The organism is Aliiglaciecola litoralis, assembly GCF_039523355.1.
GTDB lineage: Bacteria > Pseudomonadota > Gammaproteobacteria > Enterobacterales > Alteromonadaceae > Aliiglaciecola > Aliiglaciecola litoralis.
Genome location: NZ_BAAAFD010000016.1, coordinates 1 through 24623, shown reverse-complemented (window position 1 = coordinate 24623; position 24623 = coordinate 1). Strand labels below are relative to the sequence as shown.

Here is a 24623-nt window from a genome sequence, read left to right as displayed (position 1 = left end):
GTGTGGACACCCACCTAAACTACCAAACCGAAATTGCATTAATGTGGACACCCATCGTTAAACAAGAAATAAACGCCGTTACGCTAAGGGATAGAGAGGTTAGCGACAAAGCTTTAAAGTCTGAATTTTATATGCTCATAAAAACTTAACGTGGACACCCACCTAAACTACCAAACTGAAATGACTACTTTTGTTCTTTGCAAGTGGTTGATCGTTCTAATGTGAATGCAAGAGCTAATAGCGGTGAATATTGATGCCTGTCCACGTTATGTCATCATAATCATGCCTGTCCACGTTATTTCGATAGCCGTGAATATTGGTGCCTGTCCACGATAAGGCTTTCAAGTGGTTGATCGTTCTAATGTGAATACAAGAGCTAATAGCGGTGAATATTGATGCCTGTCCACGTTATGTCATCATAATCATGCCTGTCCACGTTATTTATCATGCCTGTCCACGTTATTTCACAATCTACGGGACCGCTCACTTCGCTAGCAAATAAAGTGAGGGGATTTGATAAAAGTAAGATTCTAAGACATAAAAAAACCGGTCAGGTGAGTGACCGGTTTTTGCATTTACGCATAATAACTAATGTTATTAGAACTTGTATTTAACACCTGCGCGGATTTCCCACGAAGACGCATTGCGGTTGAAGCTCTGCGGTGAGTTGTTAAATGATTCGTAAACGTATTGGTTCTGATCATTGATTGATGCACTGATAACGTCATCGGCAGGGAAAGAACCTTGCTTAAATACGCCCCAGTCGTCGTTCAATAGATTGCCCAAGTTTTCAACTACGATAAATGCACTAGCCGAGTGACCTTCCATGAAGCCAGGAAGCTCTTGCTCAACGCGAACATCAAATTTAACCCACCAGTCTGCTGCAACAGAGTTACGAGCCATGATGCCACCACGGTTTAGACCTTCAGCCGCGATGAAGTCGTTGAATGCTGCTTGGTCGAAATCAGGACCGTAAACAACATTTGAGTCATTTTCGTTAGGAACATAAATCAAGCTTCTGTAGTTGTTAGCATCCGTAAACATTCTTGCATCTGTGAATGTATAAGAGATTGGGCTGCCTTCGTTAGCTGTTCCAAATAAGCTGAAACGAGTATCGTAGCCATCCATAAACTCTTTAGCATAACTAAGGTTCATAGTGAAACGATGACGTATTTCATAATCAGAAGTGGCTAACGTTGGATTGTTAACATCTGATACCGCTACGTTAGTGAAGTTAGAAAACGCCACCGCACTCGTCATAGGGTTAACATCAGTTGCACGAGTGAACGCATAAGCAAAGCTTGCGTCGATACCGTTATCGTAAGTTTTGCTTACTGATAAAGACAAAACTTTAGATTCTGCATCTTCGCCAGAGACATTAGTCAACATAAGGTCGTTACCTGCACGACGACCATTAGTTGCTTCGTACAATGGACGTCCATCTGGTGCGTCAGCGCCAGAGTCAACCAATGCTAAGTCACGGATGATTGCAGAGTTTTTCTTCTCAGTGATCATTAAGTCAGCTTGTAACACATAATCATCAGCGAAGATGTAAGTAGCACCTAATGCGTATTTCCACTCATGAGGGATCTTGAAGTTAGGATCGGTTGCATTTACACCACCGTCTCCATCACCAATTTGAGTATTAGCTACAGCGTCGAACATAGCTTGAGGGACGTCATAAATTGGACGACCTTCACCACTTAGAGCGATGTCAAACAATGAATCGAAATCACCGATTTCACGCTCACGCACACCAATGTTAGTAACGCCGTCATTTGAATATGCATTTGAAATCCAAACATTTGGGTTACCGCCTGAGTAACGACCAAATCCACCGCGTACTTCTAAGTTTTCAGCTACTGCCCAGTTAAAGCCAACACGAGGCTGCATTAATGATAAACCATCAACATTTGCCGTGTTTGAGAAGCCATAACGTGACGCGAAGTTACGGTTAAAGGTTGGTTGATCACCTGAACCGTATACGTCGTAGCGAAGGCCAACCATCATTTGAACATCATCAAACAAATCAAAATCATCTTGGATATAAAATGTTTTTGTCGTTTGAGAGAATGATGCACCAGCATCAGCTGGGTTGTTGGTGCCCGCAGAGTTGTTGTAGTAAATACGGTCTACGTCGCCTGACTCGAATTGATCAATTGAACGGAAACGATATTCACCCACAGTGTGCTGCATGAAGAGGTTGAAAACATTTAATTTTTCATACTCAACACCCGCAGTAATCGTATGCTCATCAGCATAGTAAGTACCTGCGATTTTAAAAGTAACGTTATCCCAGTTCAGGTCATTAGATTGACGAGAGTCATCAGGACCAATATAAATAGTTCCTCTATCAGGAGTAGAAATCTGTACTTCAGCAAACCCTGAGGCCGCATCGATTGAGTTTTGACGGTTGTCTAGGTCAGTTTTACCAATGCGTATTTCAGTAGAGAAATCGTCAGACCAATCAGAATACAAAGAAGCAACATAAGAACTTATCTCAGCGCCACGCTCGTAGAAGTGATTAGAAAGAGATAGGCGACTAGACCCACCGTCAGACTGGCTCAAGCTTGCACCGTCGTTCCAGTTGTATACTAATGAAGCACGGTGGTCATCATTAATGTTCCAATCCAGCTTTAACAATAGCTTTTCATCTTCAATTGGAGCACTGCCTGGCATACCGCCAACATCGTAGCCGTAAACACGACTTGCGATTTCTGTTACACGGTCAATATCAGCTTGAGAAACACGACTGCCTAACGCGTCGTAGCCAAAAAGTTGTGCGCCTTCAAGTTTTTCATATGAAGCGAATAAAAATAACGTGTCTTTGATAAGAGGCAAACCAACGTTAAAGCCATAACGCTTTTCTGTGTAGTTACCGTTATCTTGTTGCTCACCTTCAACTTCGTCACCACGGAAAGAGTCGCTGGTGTAATCGAAGAATAAGCTTCCATGTACTTCATTAGTACCTGACTTTGTCACCGCATTGATGTTACACGCAGTGAAACCACCGTACTGAACATCAAAAGGTGCTAATTCAACCGTTACCTGCTCAATCGCATCATATGAGAAAGGCATACGCTCAGTTGGGTAACCGTTGCTGTTCAAACCAAATGAATCGTTTAAACGCACACCATCAAGGGTTAAGCTGTTAAAACGAGGGCTTGCGCCGCCACACTGTACTGCATCGTTAAAACTTTCATCGATGTAAATTCTTGGGTCAGCACGAATAACATCATTTATGTCACGGTTGATCGAAGGTGCATTTTCCAAATCAGACAAGTTAAAGTTTGAAGAAGGACCTGTTTCACCAAATACTGACGTACTTACAGATGATGCTGTAACTAGAATACTTTCTAGTTGTTGATCTTCAGTTAATGCAACATCAAGGGAAAATTGCTCACCCAAGTTAAGATATACATCGTTTACTGTCGTGTCTTGGTAAACATTTGAATCAACAATTATGTTGTATGGTCCACCAACACGTAAACCTTTAGCGCTGAAAGTACCAGCATTGTTCACTTCAACCGTTTTGGATGTTCCAGATGGGACGTGGACGATTGTGATTGTTGTTCCTGCAGCAGGAGCTCCGGTAGGTGTTAATATTGTACCGGCAATTCCGGAAGAAGTTTCCTGAGCCATTGCCGCGGTAGACATGCCGACAGACATTGCTACTGCAATCGCAATGCGATTCAGTTTGGTTTTTTTAAACATTGTGTGTTTCCTAAGTAGAGTGTGTTCTTTTCTGTTGAACCGAAAAATGTTCGCAGTCTTGTAGCGCTGCTTCACATAACACGGCTCTTAAAAAATTTAAAAACAGATTGTACCAGCCTAATTATTACACTTTTATGATCACTATGTCAGCATTAATATTTAATCGTAGCAATAACCTAAAGCACAGAATTGCAACCTTTTGTTAACATTTCTGACCATTTGGTCAACACAAATTTAACGGTAAACAAATAAAATCCTGACTAAACAGTCACATAGATACTTGACCAACTAGTCTAGTATGCTTTTTATACTGCTTTTTACGTAAAATTCATATTAATTTTTTTTTGAGACTGACTTTTTTGGCCATCACTGGTATCTTTTGACCAGTTTTTTATTGCTTCAAGGTCGAAATGGCTACTCCACTTATTATTGCAATTGCTGGTGCTTCAGGTTCTGGCAAATCGTTGTTTACTGAAAACCTGCTCAAAGAATTTGAACAGGAAGGTCGTCCGGTGCAAATTTTGCGTGAGGATCACTACTATCGTGCGCAAGATCACTTACCTATGCACGAACGTGAAAAAAATAACTACGACCATCCTCGCGCCTTTGAACATGAGCTACTGGTGGATCATTTAAACCAATTAAAGGAAGGGAAATCGATTGAATACCCTACCTATTGTTATAAGACTCATACGCGGTTACAACAACGTGAAATATTGGAGTCTGCACCGGTTATCATTGTTGAAGGGATCATGTTGCTTGCAAGCCCTGAACTTGAGCCTTTATATGACGTTAAGATTTTCGTAGACACGCCACTGGATATTTGCCTTTTAAGACGAATCAAACGTGATATCGCAGAACGCGGACGTACGTTAGAGTCTGTGGCTAACCAATACGAAAGCACCGTAAAACCAATGTACCACCAGTTTATTGCACCGAGTCGATTTACAGCGGATGTTATCGTCACCCAAGGAGGCGAAAATTATATTGCTTTGGATGTAATTAAATCCCATATACAGCAAGCCTTAGGTAAAAATAACGGCTAAGCGGCTACCTATAATAATAAGAAAAAGGAACCATCATGATCAGTTTACTTGGCATTGCCGTTCTCATTGCCATTGCATATGGCCTGTCGGCGCATAAAAAGTCGATTAATTGGCGAACGGTGGGTGGCGCATTCGCCATTCAAGCGTCCCTCGGTGCATTTATATTGTACGTACCTGCCGGAAAAGAAGCGCTGTTGAGTATGTCTGTTGGCGTTCAGCGTTTATTAGAATACGGTCAAGAAGGTATAAATTTCATTTTTGGCCCGGTGGGTGATAAATCACTGGGATTCATTTTTGCGTTTAACGTTTTGCCAGCCATTATCTTTTTCTCGTCATTGATCGCGGTGCTTTATCATGTAGGTATTATGCGTTGGGTTATTCGCTTGATTGGCGGCTTATTGCAACTAGCACTACGGACCAGTCGCCCCGAGTCAATGTCAGCTGCGGCGAATATTTTTGTTGGTCAGACCGAAGCACCTTTGGTGGTGAAACCTTTTATTCCCGCTATGACGCGCTCTGAACTGTTTGCGGTGATGGTCGGCGGACTAGCCTCCATTGCAGGTGCTGTGATGGTCGGTTACGCGCAGCTAGGTGTGGATATAAAATTCTTGCTGGCTGCAAGTTTTATGGCGGCACCAGGTGGGTTGTTAATGGCAAAACTGATCATGCCTGAAACCGAAACCGTTAAAAACGAGCTAGAAGAGTTAAAAGACGACGATAATGATTATGCCAACATATTTGACGCTGCAGCTACTGGCGCCGCCTCAGGCTTAAAGCTAGCAGTCAACGTGGGTGCAATGTTACTCGCATTTATTGCCTTAATTGCCATACTAAATGGGTTGATCGGCGGGATTGGCGGTTGGTTCGGTCACGGAAGTCTGAGCTTCCAAATGATCTTAGGCTATATGTTCCAGCCATTAGCTTGGGTGCTAGGGGTACCATGGAGTGAAGCCAATTTAGCGGGTAGCTTTATCGGTCAGAAAATGGTGGTTAACGAGTTCGTTGCTTATTTGGATTTTGTTAAATATCAAGATCAAATGTCAATTAAGTCACAAGCAATTGTCACCTTTGCTTTGTGTGGCTTCGCTAACTTTTCGTCTATCGCCATTTTGATGGGTGGTATAGGTGCACTGGCACCAACCAGACGCAAGGAAATCGCCCAGTTAGGCTTAAGAGCAGTTGTAGCTGCAACCTTAGCCAACCTTATGAGTGGCGCATTAGCGGGGCTATTTATAGGTTTGAGCGTTGCACAGGTTGTGTCTTAAGTAAGTCAAGTTGAGAATCTAAAAATTAAGCCTCAGGTTGAGCCTAGAATACCGATAGTTGAATGTATCGTTATTAGCAACCTGAGTGAAAAGAATTAAAGTATAAACAGGTTGGCAACAACCGTAGTAGACAGGACATATTATGAAATTAGAAGCCGTTGATTATGCTGCACCCAATGCAGATAAATTGTTTGTTGAGAGCTTGCGTTCTACCGGATTTGGGGTACTTAAAAATCATCCTATTTCGCAAAAATCGGTGACCTCGATATATGCTAATTGGCAGGAGTTTTTCGATTCAGCTGAAAAAGACAACTATGTGTTTGATAGAGAAACCCAAGATGGTTTTTTCCCCACCACAGTGTCCGAAACGGCCAAAGGGTTTAAGAAAAAAGATATTAAAGAGTATTTTCATTATTACCCTTGGGGAAAATGTCCACCTGAATTAAAGCAAGAGTTAGCTGATTATTATCAAGCGGCCACTGATTTAGCCACAGAGCTCCTTAACTGGGTTGAGAAACACTCGCCTGAAGAAGTTGCCAAGCTATATAGCCAGCCGTTATCTAATATGATCAAAGACAGCAACCAAACCTTGTTACGGGTTTTACATTATCCGCCTTTAACAGGTGATGAAGAGCCGGATGCGATTCGCGCCGCGGCCCATGAAGATATCAATTTATTGACCATATTACCCGCTGCCAATGAGCCTGGGTTACAAGTAAAAGGCACTGGTAATGAATGGCTTGATGTACCTAGCGACTTCGGAAATTTGATCATTAACATTGGCGACATGTTGCAAGAAGCCTCAGGCGGTTATTTCCCGTCCACTAGCCACCGAGTGATCAACCCTGCTGGTGCGGATATGACCAAGTCACGTATTTCGTTACCGCTATTTTTGCATCCACGTCCGGATGTCGTGTTGTCTGAAAGACACACTGCTGATAGCTATTTGAAAGAACGCCTGCGTGAGTTAGGTGTCGCTTAACTCCAAATTCGGCCCGTGTTTAGCGGGCCGTGTTATTTAAGTTCACGCCAATGCCAACTTTCCTCTCTGAATAACGTTATTCTAATTCGTCGACCAAGCGTAAAATCTTGAGGCTGGTATCCACTGCCGCAAAAAAGAACTCCGGCCGTGTTTTATCGACAGTATCTTGCTCAGTATGATAGTAAGCGTGCTCACTGACGCCAATAAAAATCGCCGGTATACTGGCGTTGGTAAAAGCAGCATGATCACTTGCTTTACGCCAACTTTGTCGCTGTCCAGCAACTGATCCTCGTTGCACTGAGCGGTGACCCGACACCAAACATAAACCAGCTTGCTCCTTAGCCTGTCGAATTAACGTTTGATAGTTTGGGAAATGGCGCGAACCAGATACATATAGGCGATTTTTGCCTCGATGTTGAGACAGCATATCCAAATTTAAATTAGCTTTAATTTTACTCAGATCGATAGGCGGGTTTTGCACAAAGGCCTTGGCACCATAAAGTCCTTTTTCTTCGGAATCAGTGGCGACGAATATTACGGAATGTTGAGGGCGGTTTATCGATAAGGCAGCAGCGATACTGAGTATCGCAGCGACACCAGAGGCATTATCATCCGCGCCGTTAAAGATTTTTCGTCCCTGTTTGCCTAAATGATCATAATGGGCAGTTACAACAATATAACTCTCAGGGGACTTACTCCCCGGTAGATAACCGACCACATTGACACCTTCGACCTTAGTAAAGTGTTTTTGATACACAAAAGGTGATAAGAAACCTGAATTTATATCAAATCTCAGCAATCCAATCTGACTAAATCGCTTTTGAATATACTCTCGTGCTAATTGCGCTCCATGAGTTTGAGTTTTGCGGCCTTCTAGATAATCAGATGCGAGGAAATTGAAATCGGCCCAAAGTTGAACCGATTTGATGCGGTTAGAATGATGGTATTGATCACACTCCTTTGCATAGGATGTGGGAGCGCACAGGAGTAACCAACAACATAACTTAAATACTCTTGTCGTCATGTCGACTGATTAGATCTAACTTGCCTTGATACTTTTCTTGGTCCTGATCATTACGAGACCTATCTCTGGCTTTTTTAAAATACAATTGACTACGGCTTACATCTCCCATCTCATAATAGGTTTTAGCCAAGCCAAAGTAGATTTCGTGTTTGCTTTTATCAATTCTAAGCGCGTCGCGATAGTGTCTCAGCGCCAAGTCAAAGTTACCACTATCAAACTCCTGCTCGCCCAAAATAAAGTGATAAAAAGGATTGTCGTCGCGCTTGCGCTCCACCCTACCAGCGATAGCAGCAGATTCTTGATGGCGCCCAGTATATTCGTATAAATACGCTAAATTTTCCCATGCTGTAAGGTTGTCTTCATCCATTTGAATAGCATGCATATATGCCTTTTCGGCTGACTCATAATGTCCACCAATGCGATAAAGAATACCTAAGTTAACCCAGGTAGATTCAAAATTAGGCGCCTGTTTAGCAGCCGCTCTAAAGTAAGCGTAGGATTTGGTATAGGAATTAGATAAAAGCGCATCGGCACCTTTATTATTATAATACATCGCCATGACAGTATTTTTTTGGACAAACTTCTTGGGGAAATTGTTACGACTGGTTTGCGGGTCGAAGTCGACTTCATAACCATCACTGAGCAAATGGATCACACCTGGATCGCGAGGTAATATTTGCAAATTAATGTGGCCATTTAGTAGGCTGTAGCCTTCTCTGCGAGTCCAGTATTCTGGAATTTTCACATCCTGGAAGCGCACACCAAAACCAGCATTTTTAGCTAATGCATAGGTCATAATTGACATGGATAGACAGTTTGCAGCGCGATTGTGAAAGGTTTGAGTGGCCGTGGTATTGGCGTTGCCCATGTACAATAAGTTAAATTCAGAACGGTCAAAAATTTTTCTTACGAGCGTTTCCATTCTGTCGACGGGATCATTTATCGATGAAACAGAGCTTCGGACAAACTTTTCCATTTCTTCATCAATGGAAAAAATATCATCTTCACTCTCTATTTTATAGATGGTGTAATCAGGGAAGGCCTGGTCATTTAACAGAAGGTCGTTTTGCACCAAAGGTTGAGAGGTTGTTTGACAACCAGTCAATGCAATTAAGGTGATGAAAACTAGTGTTAATGGCTTCATAAATACCTCCAAGCTAAAATAACTTTAGTCCCATCGGTGTTATATAGCCAGATTTTTCACCCCATAAAAAGCGTAATTCATCTCCATTTGAAACGAAATTAGCGACTAATTTGTGAAATATTGGCGAATCAAATATGCTGGTTGATAGTGAGCATTCTAAAGATCTCAATAAAAATAAGTTACTTACAAGTGAGGCTATTCTGAATCAATTTATGCGTGTCCTTCCGGGAATAGGTGTCTCGACATTAGTTGGTTTAGCCGCGTTATTTTTAAGCCAACATTACGACGCACCGGCCATGCTATTTGCGCTGCTGTTAGGCATCGCTTTATCCTTCCTTTATGAAGACACCCACTGCAAAGCCGGTATCGAGTTTACTGCTTGCCATTTTCTCAGAATAGGTGTGGCACTTCTGGGATTGCGAATTGCTTTTGGGGATCTTGCTGCGCTTGGCTGGACCACAGCCTTACTTTTGGTGGTGGCGATTATTAGCACCATAGGCGTTGGCATAGTGTTGGCTAAAACGCTGGGACTGCAAAAGCGATTTGGGGTTCTCACTGGCGGGGCGGTAGGGATTTGTGGTGCTTCAGCCGCCATGGCGATTGCGGCAGTAATGCCAGAAAGTAATCACAAAGATCGAGACACGTCTCTCACTATTATAGGCGTAACCTCACTATCGACTGTCGCCATGGTGCTTTACCCAATTATTGCCAGTGCGCTGAATTTGGATGAAACTAATACCAGCATTTTTCTCGGCGGCACCATTCATGACGTGGCACAGGTAGTCGGTGCGGGTTACTCAGTGTCTGAACAAACAGGTGACTTGGCAACCCTGACTAAATTAGTGCGGGTGGCTTTTTTGATGCCAGTGGTATTGTGCACATTGTTGATATTGCGGCTCAATGTGGATCAAGTGGCTGACAGTAAACCGCTGATAATGCCTAAATTTTTAATCATCTTCGTGATCTTAATGACGATAAACAGTGTGATTGAAATCCCCGCTGCTATCACCAACGCCGGTGCAGAAATTTCTCGGTATGCATTGGTTATCTCTATTACGGCGATTGGCATGAAATCGAACTTAAAAAGCCTTCTTGAAGTTGGTATAAGACCAATCATATTGATGGTGAGTGAATCGTTGTGGATTGCTGGATTGATTTTGTTGGCCGTTTGCTATCTATGATCTTTTCACTGCTGATTGATTTGCACAAATAGTTTGAGGCATCCTTATTTCTAGCATGCCTTTTAACGGAACTACCGCGGTCTCCTAACTTATTAATAGATTCGAATTACATTTCTATTAATGCCTTTGTGTCTGCATGGTGCGATAGTTGTACAAACACGACTTCAACGATGCTTACCAATTTAACGTGGACAGCCACCGCAAAATAGTGTGTATTCCATACGAATTTAGCAAAGACACCCACCCTAAATCGCCTGAATTTCAAACACCAATTTAACGTGGACAGCCACTCCAAATAGTAAAGGATGTTTTTATTACAAGCCGTTTTTTTAATTAAATCTAACCTGGACACCCACCCGAAATCGTCTGAATTCCAAGCACCAATTTAACGTGGACAGCCACTTCAACAAGTCCTAAAGAATAGCTTTTGGTACAAGACGGTTTGTTAATGTATTACGGTTGGATTGAATGAGTTCTGAAAAATCAAATTTAGACTAATTTAATTGAATTCCATATAGTGTGGATTGCACTTCTTAGGGAATAACGAATGCTTAAAATCTCACAACATGTTCTTTTCATCAGCGGTTTGCAAATTGGCTACTTGCTTCTTAGCCCACCCAGTGCATGGGCAAAATCCGATACCGGCATGTTATCAATAGAAAGGAAATACGAAACGGCGGTAAAATCTGAAGTTGTGCCCGGTATTAGTGCAGCAATAGCAGACAGAAGCGGAGTGCTTTGGTCAAAGGCCTTTGGTTTAGCTGATGTTGAAAATAGCGTCCAAATGACCCCTTCACATAAAATGCGCATTGGCAGTGTGGCTAAATTGATTACTGCAGCGGGAATGATGCGTTTATTTGAACAACAAAAACTATCGTTAGACACTCCAATAACGAAATACGTATCAACTTGGCCTAAAAAGCATGAACCCTTAACTCTGAGACAATTAGCTTCGCACACTGCAGGAGTTAGACATTATGCATCTACCAAAGAGTTTCTATTAAACCAGCCATTTAAAGATGTCACCTCAAGTCTATCCTTGTTCAAAGACGATCCGTTACTTTTTTCGCCTGGGAGTGATCATGAATATTCGACTTTCGCATATTCACTGATCGCAGCCGCTATGGAAGGCGCTGATCAGAAGCGTGACTTTAAACAAATTATTACCCAGGAAGTGTTTGAACCGATCGATATGCAAGAGACTGCCTTTGACAACCAGGCTGATATTATTGCACTTCGCCAACGACCATATACGGTAAAAAACGGCATCTTATTTAATGCGCCACAATCAGACCATTCATACAAATATGCAGGCGGCGGTTTCATCGCTTCTGCTGCTGATGTCGCCCGTTTTGCTGTGGCACATTCGTTTCCCGGGTACTTATCTCAAGAAAGTCTAAATTTATTGTTTACCAAAGCCACGTTAGATGACGGTACTATTTTGCCATTTGGTATTTCATGGATGATTGATTTTGATAATTATCGAGAGCGTAAATATTATATAAACAATACTTATGCCCAGACAATGATGGCAAGTTTTAACAATGTTGCTATGCATTCGGGGGGCAGTAATGGTGGATTGACAATGATGATTTTATGTATAGAGCATAGTCGAGCCGTGACAGTGGTCAAAAATGTAGATAATGAATACAGCGCTGATGTCTTCTTGCTAGCGCTTGAATCACTGTATCATTTCCATTCAAAAAACTAAGGATTATTTGATTTATTTGCGATGCGAACCTCGACAGCATCTTCGATTAAAACTAGCGAAATTCCAATTAAGAAAAGCGGATTAACAACAAATTCACACCACCATAACAGTCATTACTCAATATTAGTTTTTCTAATCTGTAGTTGATAAAAAACTTCATTGCATATTAACTATTTTCTTCTTAAACTCCGCGCCAAGTCAGATTTAGGCTAATATTTAATCGCTTTCGCACAATTAGCCTTATTTAAACCAAGTAGTAGCCTAATGGACAAAAAAGAATTTATTCAGATCCGCAGATTTATTCTCAAGTTGGGAAAGATGCTGCATAAGTACGGGTCCCCGTCGTTTCGACTAGAAGCTTATCTTACTGAAATTGCGACTTATTTGGGTGTGCACGCTTCCTTTATTTCGACACCTACATCGTTATCAATCGTGCTTTGGAGTGACCGCCACGAAGATGAATACAACCATGCGGCTCGTATGCAGCCGGGTGAGTTGGATATGAATTCGTTATCCCTGACAGATGAACTGGCTAATCAATTACTTTCTGGTGAAATTTCTCTTGTCGATGCAGACAAGCGACTCAACGAAATTGACGCCATGCCCAGTCCTTACAGTAAAGGTCTAACTGCAGTCGCATTTAGTATGTCTACTAGTGCATTTGCCATGCTAATGGGCGCTGGATGGCCAGAAATTATATGTTCGGGAATTTTGGGCTTCATCGTATATGTGTGGACATTGTGGGCGATGCGTTCAAAACGAGTTAATTTGATGCTCGAGCCTGTTGCCTCATTTTCAGTGGGTTTGGCTGCATGTGCGATTAACTTCTATCTCGATATCGGCTTTAACATTTGGTTGATCATTCTGTCGTCACTGATCATCTTAGTGCCCGGTCTTTCGTTGACTATGGGACTGGCAGAGCTTTCATCGCGCAACTTAGTATCTGGAACAGCTCGGATAATGGACGCGACCATGCAATTATTTAAATTGTATTTTGGTGCATTTTTGGGTATCAGTTTGGGTTATCAACTATTTGGGCAGCAAGAATTAGTCGTCGCTGAAACCTTACCGTTTTGGGTAAATTGGCTTGGTGTATTCATGCTCAGCATAGGGCTAGTCGCTATTTTCAGAACACGAATGAAACATGTGCCTTGGGCAATAGCTTCGACATTTATTGCGTACGCAGCGTCGACCTTCAGTTCGGCATATTTAGAAAATGGTTTAGGGGCATTTGTTGGTGCATTTTCGCTAGGTGTATTCGCCAACTTATTTTCTCGGATCGTCAATGCGCCCTCCACGATAGTTGCCATGCACGGGTTAATCGTATTGGTACCAGGTTCAAAAACCTATATCGGCTTAAACTCTTTTATCTCTGGTCAAGATTTTATTAAAGCCGATCATATAGGCCAAGAAACCTTCATGATCCTGATGTCATTAGTGGCGGGGTTAATATTTGCGAATGTCGTCATGCCAACTCGAAAAGCACTGTAAAAACAGTGCGCTAACCTAGTTTGCAATGACGAGGCCCCCTCACGTGGTTAATATTTATCAGCTTCAATTGGATAAGAGTTATGCGAAATAAAGCTGATTACATTAATTAGAAACTAGCATAGACACCCACCGCAACTAACGTGGACATCCATCACTATTTTCCAAATGATGTTTAACGACTAACGTGCCTGTCCATCGCAATGCCGCCATCGGCTAAGCTCAATAATTGAAGAAATAAACATGCCTGTCCATGTTAATTTTTCTAACTTGCGTTAATGAGCTTTTCCCGCGCCCGCGCCCTGAGGATATCGAATATCCTCAACTAACTGTTGAATATTCGCAGGGGCTTCTGCGGTAAGTTTGAGTACGGTAAATGCAACTATAAAATTAATTAGCATTCCCAATGCGCCTATTCCTTCTGGTGATATTCCGAACCACCAATTATCAGCAACATTTGCGGCGGGATTAATAAATTTAAAGTAAATAATGTATGAGGCTGTAAATGTAATACCCGCTAACATGCCGGCAATAGCCCCTTTATCATTCATACGTTTGATGAAAATCCCCATTATGATAGCGGGGAAAAAAGACGACGCAGCTAATCCAAAGGCAAACGCGACGACTTGAGCGACAAAGCCGGGCGGATTAATTCCAAAATAACCGGCAATACAAATCGCTACACCTGCTGCTAATCGCGCGTAAAATAATTCTTTCCGATCAGTTATATTCGGCATGAGATTGCGCTTGAGTAAATCATGAGACACAGAAGTAGAAATAACCAACAGCAATCCAGCAGAGGTCGACAGCGCTGCAGCGACACCTCCAGCGGCCACCAATGCAATCACCCATGCCGGTAAATTAGCAATTTCAGGGTTCGCTAACACCATAATATCTGCGTCTACTTTCATTTCGTTGCGGTCATCTCCTGCATAGAACATTTTGCCGTCGTCATTTTTATCCTGCCATTCGATCAAGCCTGTTTTTTGCCAGTTTATTACCCAGCTTGGCGCATCTTTATACTCGGTACCTTTTAACTCGGTACCATTGATGGTTTCAATCATATTGACTCTAGCAAAGGATGCTAACGACGGGGCCGTAGTATACAAAATCGCAATAAAAACTAAGGCCCACCCAGCGCTGTAGCGGGCGTCACGAACCTTTGGAACAGTAAAAAAACGTACAATGACATGGGGAAGCCCGGCGGTACCAACCATTAATGCGGCTGTAATACAAAATACGTCGATCATACTTTTAGTGCCCGAAGTGTATTCATTGAAACCAAGCTCCAACGACAATCCGTCTAACTTATCTAGCAAATACACTCCCGAACCATCAGCCAAGGTCGCACCAAAACCGGTCTGCGGTAAAATGTGTCCCGTCACCATCATCGAGATAAACACCGCGGGCACCAAATAAGCAAAGATGAGCACGCAGTATTGCGCCACTTGGGTATAGGTTATCCCTTTCATTCCGCCTAAAACGGTATAGAAGAAAACGATCCCCATGCCAATGACTACTCCGGTGGTTATATCAACTTCTAGAAAGCGACTAAATACCACACCTACGCCGCGCATTTGTCCGGCAACGTAGGTGAAACATACAAAGATCGCACAAAATACGGCAACCGTTCGAGCGGTTTGTGAGTAATAGCGATCACCGATAAAATCTGGCACCGTAAACTTGCCGAATTTACGTAAATAGGGCGCCAAGCAAAGGGCTAATAACACATATCCACCAGTCCACCCGAGCAAGTAGACTGCACCGTCATAACCCATAAATGAAATAAGGCCGGCCATGGAGATAAAAGAAGCCGCTGACATCCAGTCAGCTGCGGTTGCCATACCGTTGGCGATTGGATGCACATGTCCACCGGCTATATAGAACTCATTGGTAGACGCAGCTCTGGCCCATATTGCAATCGCAATGTATAAAATAAACGAAGCGCCAACGATAATAAAAGTGAGTAATTGTACGTCCATTATCTTCCCTACTCTTCATCAACGTTATAACGTTTATCGAGCAGATTCATCTGCCGTACGTACACAAAAATCAAGAGGACAAAAACATAAATGGCACCTTGCTGTGCAAACCAAAAACCCAATTTGAATCCAAAAAAACGAATTTCGTTGAGCGTATCAACTAGTAAGATGCCAAACCCAAATGAAACGACGAACCAAATCAACAAAAGCTTGAGCATAAGTCGCAAGTTTTCTCGCCAGTAGGCTCTTTTATCTGAGTCATTTTGAAAGGCCATATTGTTTCCTTATTAGTTTTGTATGGATAAACTAGTTTGAAATTAAGGATTAGTACAACTAATTTAACCTGCTTTTTGTCCAGTTGAAATGAGACCACTTGCTAATGCACTGAATATTATGCAACAAACTAACAAGGACACCCACTGTAATACGCACATTAGTATAAGGCTCATCAAGACCTCATTAAGATTGGAAAAAACAACTCATTAACGTGCTTGTCCACGCTAAAAATCAAGTCGAAGAATGTCGATTTAACATGCCTGTCCATGCTAAAAATCAGTCGAAGAACGACGAATTAGCATGCCTGTCCACGCTAAAAATCAAGTCGAAGAATGTCGATTTAACATGCCTGTCCATGCTAAAAATCAGTCGAAGAATGTCGATTTAACGTGCCTGTCCACGCTAAAAATAAAGTCGAAGAACGTCGAATTAACATGCCTGTCCACGCTAAAAATAAAGTCGAAGAACGTCGATTTAGCATGCCTGTCCACGCTAAAAATCAAGTCGGGGTATGTCGATTTAACATGCCTGTCCACGCTAAAAATCAAGTGGTTAACTTTTAATGTAGCAGTGATGCCGCGCCGAATAAGGCAAATAGAATGGGTTGATGGACAAGATAAATGATTAGACTATGCCGGCTTGCGAATGCAACCCATTTAGGTGTGCCCCATGATTTAAGGGGATCTGCTTGCAGAAACTGCTGCCGCGCCAACCAGATCCCCAACAATACAACCCCGGTCCATGGAAACAGCCCCACATAATCGTTAGTGTAACTAGGCAACAGATGACGAACCGGTTGAAATGGCCAGATACTACTAACCCATCCGAAGTTGTAAATCGCTATCACGATTAAACCGACAATCAGAGCTAACTTTGGAAAACGCGCAAAAGGCACACATAACAAACTGGCCGCAGCAATAAAGTGTAAAACGCCAAAAAATATCCAGTTGTTAGGTGCCATAAATAACGACGAAACCGTCACCGCCACCGATGCTAACAGCAACTGCATAAAGCGCTTGGTAAAGTGTTTAGACCTAAACTGGCGTCCATGCACAGCAGCCAAAGAAAACCCCACACAAACGAAGAACAGGGTCAAAATTACCTGCCTGAATTGGCGCCAGCCTGGCCCATCGGGGATATCCCAACTCACGTAACCAAAATACTTTAAATCATAGATAAAGTGAAAGATGACCATGAGTACGATGGCCAGACAACGCATTGCATCAATCGTATAAATACGCTTGAAGTTAGCCCCTTTTTTCATCACCGCATCTAACGATTTAAACGTTGTTCAATTAAACTTTGAACCACATTAGGATCGGCTAAGGTTGACGTGTCTCCCAATTGTTGATGCTCATTGGCCGCAATTTTACGTAGTATCCGGCGCATGATTTTTCCGGAGCGTGTCTTAGGTAAGCCGGGAGTCCATTGGATTAAGTCGGGTACCGCTATGGGGCTGAGCTCTTTGCGTACCCAAGCTTTTACTTCTTTAGTGAGATCTTCATCGGTCTGTGTACCCTCTACTGGTGTCACAAAGACATAGATGCCTTGACCTTTAATATCATGAGGAAAGCCCACCACCGCAGCTTCTGCAATGGCTGGGTGAGAAACCAAGGCGCTTTCAATCTCAGCGGTGCCAAGGCGATGCCCTGATACATTTAGCACATCATCTACTCTTCCCGTGATCCAATAATATCCGTCTTGGTCTCGTCGGCAGCCGTCACCGGTAAAATAATATCCCTCATAAGTACTGAAATACGTCTGGATAAATCGTTCGTGATCACCATAGACGGTACGAGCTTGCCCCGGCCAACTGTTTTTAATTATCAGATTACCTTCGGCTTCGCCTGTTAGCTCATTGCCCTCGCCATCCATTAATGCAGGTTGAACACCAAAAAAAGGAATAGTGGCAGAACCTGGCTTCAAGTCTGTGATACCTGGTAAGGGCGATATCATGATCCCGCCTGTTTCGGTTTGCCACCAAGTATCGACTATAGGGCAGCGACTTTTACCAATATTTTCGTAGTACCATAACCAAGCCTCAGGGTTAATTGGCTCTCCCACTGAGCCTAATAACCTTAACGACTTGCAGCTTGAGTCTTGTGCCGCAAAAGTGCCATGCGCCATAAGCGCTCTTATCGCGGTGGGTGCAGTGTAAAGTACGTTTACTTGATGCTTATCGACAATCTGACAAATTCGACGCACATCCGGATACGTAGGCACGCCCTCAAACAATAAGGTAGTAGCACCATTAGCTAGAGGTCCGTAGATCATATAGGTATGTCCGGTGATCCAGCCGACATCTGCTGCACACCAGTACATTTCACCGGGTTTGTAATCGAACACGTATTTATGAGTCAGGGCTGCATAAACTAGGTAGCCACCGGTAGTATGCACCACGCCTTTTGGCGTGCCGGTAGAGCCTGATGTATATAAAATAAACAATGGATCTTCAGCGTTCATCACCTCGGGTTCACACTGGTTTGAACAATCTGCAGTAAGTACATGCCACCATATATCTTTAGCACCAAACTCAACATCACTGCCCGTATTCTTAAAAACAATCACATGTTCAATGCTAGGACAACGCTCGTTGTTTAAAGCTTCATCCACGTTTGCTTTGAGCGGCACCTGATTTCCACCGCGCCTACCTTCGTCGGCCGTGATCACCATTTTTGCATCTGAATCGTGAATACGATCGGCTATGGCATTGGGAGAAAAACCACCAAAAATAATAGAATGGACAGCACCAATGCGGGCACAGGCCAGCATAGCCACTGCCGCTTCGGGCACCATGGGCATGTAGATAGCAACTCGGTCACCTTTTTGTATGCCGCACTTTTTCATGCCATTTGCCAGTCGGCACACTTGATCGTGCAGCTCCTGATAAGTAACTACCCCATCAACCTCAGGAGAGTCCCCTTCCCACTGAATGGCTATCTGATCAGCTTGAGTAGCTAGATGCCGGTCAATACAGTTGTAACTAACATTTAGTTGGCCATCTTCGAACCACTTGATACTCACTTTATCTTTTGCAAAGGAAGTATTTTGAATTTTTGTCGGTGCTTTAAACCAGTCAAGAATGCAAGACTGCTCAGCCCAAAACGTATCGGGAGAGTCGATAGACTGTTGATACATCTTAACGTGTTGTTGAATATCTAAGTTCGAATGCTGCTTCGCCAGCTCTGGAACAGGATAAAGTGCCTTGGTCATTCTACTCTCCGTTATTTATTGCCTTGCCAATTCACAGCAATCAATCCAATGTCATCTTACCTAGCTAAATACTCTGAATGAAACTAAATACGAAAGCTAGTTATCTTTGAAACAATCCCCTTACAGATTGAAATAATTAGACTATACGAGTTCAGACTTATTAACCAACTTGTTGTAAGTGATTCTGTATGGTTAAAGTGTATTTAGATAATAAAAAAGTTTAAATGAAATAGGAAAAACGTACTAACTCGTAATCTTAGCAGTCATTAACTGCCCTTCTTCCGCCCCAACAACGCAGTTGCGCGAAGACGTTTTCCCTACGTACAGCGCTTCATCTGCTAGGCTAATGATATGCGCGACGTCAATAACATCTTTAACTGGCAAACAGCAGTATCCGATGGTAATAGTAACGGCAACTTTGTCATTGTCCTGATGGAGTTCAAGTTGCTCTACGGCATTTCTGATTTTCTCAGCGACTTTATGGGTATTAGTTTGATCTACCCCATCAAGCACAATTAAGAACTCTTCTCCGCCATAGCGTCCAATAAAGTCACTTTCGTTTCTCACTGAATGTTTAAGAGATTTGGCGACGGCTGTCAGACAGGCATCGCCAAACAAATGTCCGTATTGGTCATTTAGGGCTTTGAAATTGTCCACATCAATCATCATAACTGAAATCCATGCCGTATCTTTCATCGGCTCGTCTATGAGCTCTTTCAAATGTTCAAGGATGCATCGACGATTGAGCAAATTGGTAAGCGGATCGATGCTCGCTTGCTGTTGCAAGCGGTTGCCGAGGCTGGTACTGAGGCGATCATATTGACTGCCGAAAAACATACTAATGAGGCATGCCATGCACAGCCAAAATGCCTTCGCATGAGCTATATTATCAGGTATTGATGGCATAATTGGCTCTGCCAAGCGAAAATCGATGATCTGCAATGCGATGATCATCAGTATAAGCGCGCCCCCTACAAAATGACCAACTCTGGCACTAGTCAATAAGCAAACAAATACAGGTGTGATGGGCAGCAACACAGCAAATTGACTGTTTACTCCGCCACTAAGCACAAATAACGGAATGATAAAACTGTAACCGGCAACGATGACCAAATAGATATATAACGACCTGGGCTTGGCATGTAACAGCAAAGCGTAAAGCAAACCTGAAATGAGTGAATTGATAATTCCCAAGTAAGTCAATATTACAGGTAACTCTGAAATTAATGGTCGCACTAAGGTTGCAAAAGTAATAGCCACAAACATCAGCAGCGCGGCTTTTTTAGTTAGTGTATAGCGAGTCGCTTGTAAATCCATTTTATTCAAACTCTCTAGTCGTCGACATTATGTGCTTAGTTAATAATAAAATTTAGAGCTACAGGGCATTACTTCCAGCCTAACGTTTGCTCGAAATCTTGGTCGAGTTTTTTAGCAAAATCCTTCGCATGTATAGCCACCTTTTCCAATAAGAGATCTTCTTCTCTCACAGGTTCAAAATGAGGAACTTCAACTGGATAGCCAGACTCATCTATTGCCATAAAGGTAATAAAGCAGCGATTCGTTACCACCACAGCATCTTCTTTTGGATCAGTTGCTCTAACCACAACATAAATATGCATACTGGTTTTTCCAGTATGCACTATACGCGCACTAATAGTGACCATCTGACCGACTAATATTGGACGAATAAAACGAATAGCGTTGGCTGAAACCGTCACACAATAGCGCTTACTCCACTGTGCAGCACAGGCATAGGATGCTTGATCAATCCACTTCATCACCATACCGCCATGCACCTTACCACCGAAGTTCACATCTGTCGGTTCAGCTAGAAAACGGAATTCAGTTTCACTGTTTATTGTCATATTCAAACTCTTTTTATTTCAACTAGTTACTTATAATAGACAAAAAATGCCCAGCGCGCTTAAAAGTAGATTAAGATTTATTCAGGGCTATATTAAACGGGCGTTTTATCGTGAGTACATTACATATTACCAATGGGGACTGCACCGTGGACTTATTCAAGGTCGCGGGGATTGTTGGTACTTACTTACCTTGGCGAGACGTGTTGCATATGGGGCCTGTTCCTGCGGGTCATTCACTTGAGGAACTATCCATTGTCAGAGCAGACTTTATAGCCTCTATGGGTTGGGGAAAAAAATCACAACTAGCTAACGACTTCGAGACACGAGACCAAACATTAGCCTCGGCAGAAAAATTTGATAAGGTGCTGCTTTGGTTTGAACATGACCTGTACGACCAACTTCAGTTATTACAGGTGTTGGCTTGGTTTGCAGACTACCCGGACATGATATCGAAATTGTCTTTGATAAATCCGGCAACGCACCTAGGGCGCCTCAGTCCAAGTGAAATAGCTCAGTTATTGAATACCCAACAAGATGTCACTGCAAGCCAGTATGAATTAGCCGCGCAGGCGTGGCAGGCATTTACCCGAGCAGACTTGAGTGAGTGGGCTAATTTATTAAATCAGGACACCTCTACATTGCCTTTTTTACATAATGCGATTGCTCGAAGCCTAGGAGAGATACCTGATAAGCGCACGGGATTGACCTTAACCGAAACCCTGATTTTGATGTTAGTTCAAGAAGGAGCGGATCAAGCACAGACGCTTTTCAAACTATATTGTGAAAAAGAACAAAACGAATTTCACGGTGATTTAAGCTTTTTCTGGTACGTACAACAATTGATCGATGATAAACCCGCCATGCTAAATGTACAGGATGGCAGGTATAAATTAACTGAATTGGCTCACCTAATACTCGAAGGCAAACAAGCATGGCAACGGCAGTACTCGAAACCACATTGGTTAGGTGGGTTTTGCATTTCTAGCGCAGATTAAAGAAAAGCCTCAAGAGTTTGTCTATGATGAGTTAGAATATCGACCTAAAAAAGTTTTAAAAACGACAGGTAAAATCATGAATCAAAACGATGTACTGCGCCGCTTGCGCTATGCAATGCAACTTGACGATAGTGCAACTATCAGTCTATTTGCACTTGCGAATTACGAGATGGAAAAAGACTATCTCGCAATGTTGATGAAAAAAGAAGATGAGCCTGGATTCATGCCTTGTCGCGATAAAATCTTAAGCCTGTTCTTGGATGGCCTGATCATCAAGAAACGAGGCAAACAAGAAGGTGTAGAACCCGCTGTACTTAAAGGGTCCGAGCGTCTATCGAACAACGATATACTGCGTAAAATCCGAATTGCCATGAGTTATCGGGACGATGACATGATTGCAGTACTAAAGCTGGCTAATTTTCGTTTGAGCAAGGGCGAGTTATCTGCATTATTTAGAAAGCCTGACCATCGCAATTATGTTGAGGCCGGCGATCAAGTTGTTAGAAATTTACTAAAAGGTATGGTGATAAAATATCGGCCTGACAGTGCAGCAACATCGAATAGCACGCAAACCAAAAAACCTTCGTTTAAACCAAGAGCAAAAGCTGACAGCAAACCTCTTGCAGACGAAAAGCCCAAGGGTAAACCGGCAAAGAGACCGTCAGTCTCGCAGGAAAAGCGTCCATCGGTCTGGGGTGAGGTGAAGAAGTAAACGACTAAAGCATTGACTGAACGACGCTTTTGTCATCCCCGAGGCCCCCCTTTTGTCATCCCCGACGGCGATCCTTTTTGTCGTCCCCGAGGGGCTCTTGGTCGGGGATCTCCGTAAAAGTCTTGTTGGAATAAACTACAAGCAGGAGTCGAGAAGGCGACATTCTTTGTCATCCCCGAGGCGCTCTTGGTCGGGGATCTCCGTAAAAGTCCTATTGGAATAAACTACAAACAGGAGTCGATGAGGTCCCGGCACAAGAGCACTACCGGGATGACTGTTGTTTTTGAGCACTGCCGAGGCGACGTTCTTTGTCGTCCCCGAGGCGCTCTTGATCGGGGATCTCCGTAAAAGTCCTATTGGAATAAACTACAAACAGGAGTTAAGAAGGCGACCCTTTTTGTCGTCCCCGAGGTGCTCTTGGTCGGGGATCTCCGTAAAAGTCTTGTTGGAATAAACTACAAGCAGGAGTCGAGAAGGCGACGTTCTTTGTCGTCCCCGAGGCGCTCTTGGTCGGGTATCTCCGTAAAAGTCTTGCTTGGTTCAACTACAAACAGGAGTCGATGAGGTCCCGGCACAAGAGCACTACCGGGATGACAGTTGTTTCTGAGCACTACCGGGGCGACATTCTTTGTCGTCCCCGAGGGGCTCTTGGTCGGGGATCTCCGTAAAAGTCTTGCTTGGTTCAACTACAAACAGGAGTTAAGAAGGCGACGCTCTTTGTCATCCCCGAGGCGCTCTTGATCGGGGATCTCCGTAAAAGTCTTGCTTGGTTCAACTACAAACAGGAGTCGATGAGGTCCCGGCACAAGAGCACTACCGGGATGACTGTTGTTTTTGAGCACTACCTGGGCGACGCTTTTGTCGTCCCCGAGGCGCTCTTGGTCGGGGATCTCCGTAAAAGTCTTGCTTGGTTCAACTACAAGCAGGAGTCGATGAGGTCCCGGCACAAGAGCACTACCGGGATGACTATTGTTTCTGAGCACTACCGGGGCGACCCTTTTTGTCGTCCCCGAGGGGCTCTTGGTCGGGGATCTCCGTAAAAGTCTTGCTTAGTTCAACTACAAACAGGAGTTAAGAAGGCGACGCTCTTTGTCGTCCCCGAGGCGCTCTTGGTCGGGGATCTCCGTAAAAGTCTTGCTTAGTTCAACTACAAACAGGTGTTAAGAAGGCGACGTTCTTTGTCATCCCCGAGGAGCTCTTGATCGGGGATCTCCGTAAAGTATTGTTGGGTTCAACTACAAACAGGAGTCGAGAAGGCGACGTTCTTTGTCATCCCCGAGGCGCTCTTGATCGGGGATCTCCGTAAAAGTCCTATTGGAATAAACTACAAACAGGAGTTAAGAAGGCGACCCTTTTTGTCGTCCCCGAGGCGCTCTTGATCGGGGATCTCCGTAAAAGTCTTGCTTGGTTCAACTACAAACAGGAGTCGAGAAGGCGACGTTCTTTGTCGTCCCCGAGGTGCTCTTGGTCGGGGATCTCCGTAAAAGTCGTACTTGCTTCAACTACAAACAGGTGTCGATGAGGTCCCGGCACAAGAGCACTACCGGGATGACTATTGTTTCTGAGCACCGCCGGGGCGACGGATATTATTGTCATCCCCGAGGCGCTCTTGGTCGGGGATCTCCGTAAAAGTCGTACTTGGTTCAACTACAAACAGGTGTCGATGAGGTCCCGGCACAAGAGCACTACCGGGATGACAGTTGTTTCTGAGCACCACCTGGGCGACGCTCTTTGTCGTCTCCGAGGCGACGCTTTTGTCATCCCCGAGGGGCTCTTGGTCGGGGATCTCCGTAAACGTCCTATTGGAATAAACTACAAACAGGAGTCGATGAGATCCCGGCACAAGAGCACTACCGGGATGACAGTTATTATTGAGCACTGCCGGGATGACGACTTTAGTTGGCGCATAAAAAAAGCTGCACTAGGCAGCTTTTTAAATTCTATTTGGAGTCTGGCTTATGCAATAATTTTTGCAACAACACCAGCGCCAACAGTTCTGCCACCTTCGCGGATTGCGAAACGTAG

At 43.5% G+C, this 24623-nt stretch carries 19 protein-coding genes; 8 read left to right on the top strand and 11 right to left on the bottom strand.

Features of this window, described 5'->3' with window-relative positions; all coding sequences use genetic code 11:
• Positions 1 to 597: 597 nt before the first annotated feature.
• On the bottom strand, positions 598 to 3714 hold the full coding sequence (locus ABD036_RS17910; RefSeq protein WP_343862399.1) for a TonB-dependent receptor: 3117 nt from the start codon (positions 3712 to 3714) through the stop codon (positions 598 to 600).
• A 410-nt stretch (positions 3715 to 4124) separates the two neighbouring features.
• Between ABD036_RS17910 and udk the strand changes: the two genes are divergently transcribed.
• From udk to ABD036_RS17895, 3 genes are all read left to right on the top strand, one after another.
• Complete coding sequence (udk, locus tag ABD036_RS17905) at positions 4125 to 4760, top strand: uridine kinase (protein WP_343862397.1); 636 nt, start codon at positions 4125 to 4127, stop codon at positions 4758 to 4760.
• A 35-nt stretch (positions 4761 to 4795) separates the two neighbouring features.
• On the top strand, positions 4796 to 6025 hold the full coding sequence (locus tag ABD036_RS17900; protein WP_343862396.1) for a NupC/NupG family nucleoside CNT transporter: 1230 nt from the start codon (positions 4796 to 4798) through the stop codon (positions 6023 to 6025).
• A gap of 142 nt (positions 6026 to 6167) precedes the next feature.
• Positions 6168 to 7007: a 2OG-Fe(II) oxygenase family protein gene (locus tag ABD036_RS17895; protein ID WP_343862394.1), complete on the top strand. Its 840-nt coding sequence runs from the start codon at positions 6168 to 6170 to the stop codon at positions 7005 to 7007.
• Between the two features lie 76 nt (positions 7008 to 7083).
• On the opposite strand, the gene ABD036_RS17890 is transcribed toward ABD036_RS17895, so the two are convergent.
• Complete coding sequence (locus ABD036_RS17890; RefSeq protein ID WP_343862392.1) at positions 7084 to 8031, bottom strand: M28 family peptidase; 948 nt, start codon at positions 8029 to 8031, stop codon at positions 7084 to 7086.
• Entirely contained in the window at positions 8012 to 9175 is a 1164-nt protein-coding gene (locus ABD036_RS17885) for a tetratricopeptide repeat protein (RefSeq protein ID WP_343862391.1), read from the bottom strand. The genes ABD036_RS17890 and ABD036_RS17885 overlap by 20 nt, the downstream gene beginning before the upstream one ends.
• Before the next feature lie 212 nt (positions 9176 to 9387).
• On the opposite strand from ABD036_RS17885, the gene ABD036_RS17880 reads away from it, so the two are divergent.
• The 3 genes from ABD036_RS17880 to ABD036_RS17870 all read left to right on the top strand — a co-directional run bounded on the left by ABD036_RS17880 (position 9388) and on the right by ABD036_RS17870 (position 13558).
• Positions 9388 to 10356, top strand: a complete 969-nt coding sequence (locus ABD036_RS17880) for a YeiH family protein (RefSeq protein WP_343862425.1) — start codon at positions 9388 to 9390, stop codon at positions 10354 to 10356.
• A gap of 547 nt (positions 10357 to 10903) precedes the next feature.
• Positions 10904 to 12067, top strand: a complete 1164-nt coding sequence (locus ABD036_RS17875; protein ID WP_343862390.1) for a serine hydrolase domain-containing protein — start codon at positions 10904 to 10906, stop codon at positions 12065 to 12067.
• 264 nt (positions 12068 to 12331) lie between these two features.
• Complete coding sequence (locus ABD036_RS17870) at positions 12332 to 13558, top strand: threonine/serine exporter family protein (protein WP_343862388.1); 1227 nt, start codon at positions 12332 to 12334, stop codon at positions 13556 to 13558.
• 272 nt (positions 13559 to 13830) lie between these two features.
• Here the strand turns inward: ABD036_RS17870 and ABD036_RS17865 are convergent, their stop codons facing one another.
• The 6 genes from ABD036_RS17865 to ABD036_RS17840 all read right to left on the bottom strand — a co-directional run bounded on the left by ABD036_RS17865 (position 13831) and on the right by ABD036_RS17840 (position 20891).
• On the bottom strand, positions 13831 to 15537 hold the full coding sequence (locus ABD036_RS17865) for a sodium:solute symporter family protein (RefSeq protein WP_343862386.1): 1707 nt from the start codon (positions 15535 to 15537) through the stop codon (positions 13831 to 13833).
• Positions 15538 to 15545: 8 nt separating this feature from the next.
• Positions 15546 to 15812 carry a DUF4212 domain-containing protein gene (locus tag ABD036_RS17860; protein WP_343862384.1) on the bottom strand — a complete coding sequence of 89 codons (267 nt, stop codon included), beginning with the start codon at positions 15810 to 15812 and terminating at the stop codon, positions 15546 to 15548.
• 560 nt (positions 15813 to 16372) lie between these two features.
• Entirely contained in the window at positions 16373 to 17077 is a 705-nt protein-coding gene (locus ABD036_RS17855) for a heparan-alpha-glucosaminide N-acetyltransferase (protein WP_343862382.1), read from the bottom strand.
• An 8-nt stretch (positions 17078 to 17085) separates the two neighbouring features.
• Positions 17086 to 19026: an acetate--CoA ligase gene (gene acs / locus ABD036_RS17850; protein WP_343862379.1), complete on the bottom strand. Its 1941-nt coding sequence runs from the start codon at positions 19024 to 19026 to the stop codon at positions 17086 to 17088.
• A 243-nt stretch (positions 19027 to 19269) separates the two neighbouring features.
• Positions 19270 to 20343, bottom strand: a complete 1074-nt coding sequence (locus ABD036_RS17845; RefSeq protein WP_343862377.1) for a GGDEF domain-containing protein — start codon at positions 20341 to 20343, stop codon at positions 19270 to 19272.
• Positions 20344 to 20411: 68 nt separating this feature from the next.
• Positions 20412 to 20891 carry an acyl-CoA thioesterase gene (locus ABD036_RS17840; protein ID WP_343862375.1) on the bottom strand — a complete coding sequence of 160 codons (480 nt, stop codon included), beginning with the start codon at positions 20889 to 20891 and terminating at the stop codon, positions 20412 to 20414.
• A 110-nt stretch (positions 20892 to 21001) separates the two neighbouring features.
• Here ABD036_RS17840 and ABD036_RS17835 point away from each other — a divergent pair, with 110 nt between their 5' ends.
• Positions 21002 to 21886, top strand: a complete 885-nt coding sequence (locus tag ABD036_RS17835) for a DUF1835 domain-containing protein (RefSeq protein ID WP_343862374.1) — start codon at positions 21002 to 21004, stop codon at positions 21884 to 21886.
• Positions 21887 to 21962: 76 nt separating this feature from the next.
• Positions 21963 to 22598, top strand: a complete 636-nt coding sequence (locus ABD036_RS17830; RefSeq protein ID WP_343862373.1) for a YehS family protein — start codon at positions 21963 to 21965, stop codon at positions 22596 to 22598.
• A gap of 1413 nt (positions 22599 to 24011) precedes the next feature.
• Here ABD036_RS17830 and ABD036_RS17825 read toward each other — a convergent pair.
• Both ABD036_RS17825 and ABD036_RS17820 read right to left on the bottom strand, forming a co-directional pair.
• Positions 24012 to 24194, bottom strand: coding sequence for a hypothetical protein (locus ABD036_RS17825; protein WP_343862372.1), 183 nt, complete (start codon positions 24192 to 24194; stop codon positions 24012 to 24014).
• A gap of 360 nt (positions 24195 to 24554) precedes the next feature.
• Positions 24555 to 24623 (bottom strand): EF-Tu C-terminal domain-related protein (locus tag ABD036_RS17820; RefSeq protein ID WP_198552046.1); only part of this gene is annotated, 69 nt, incomplete at its 5' end.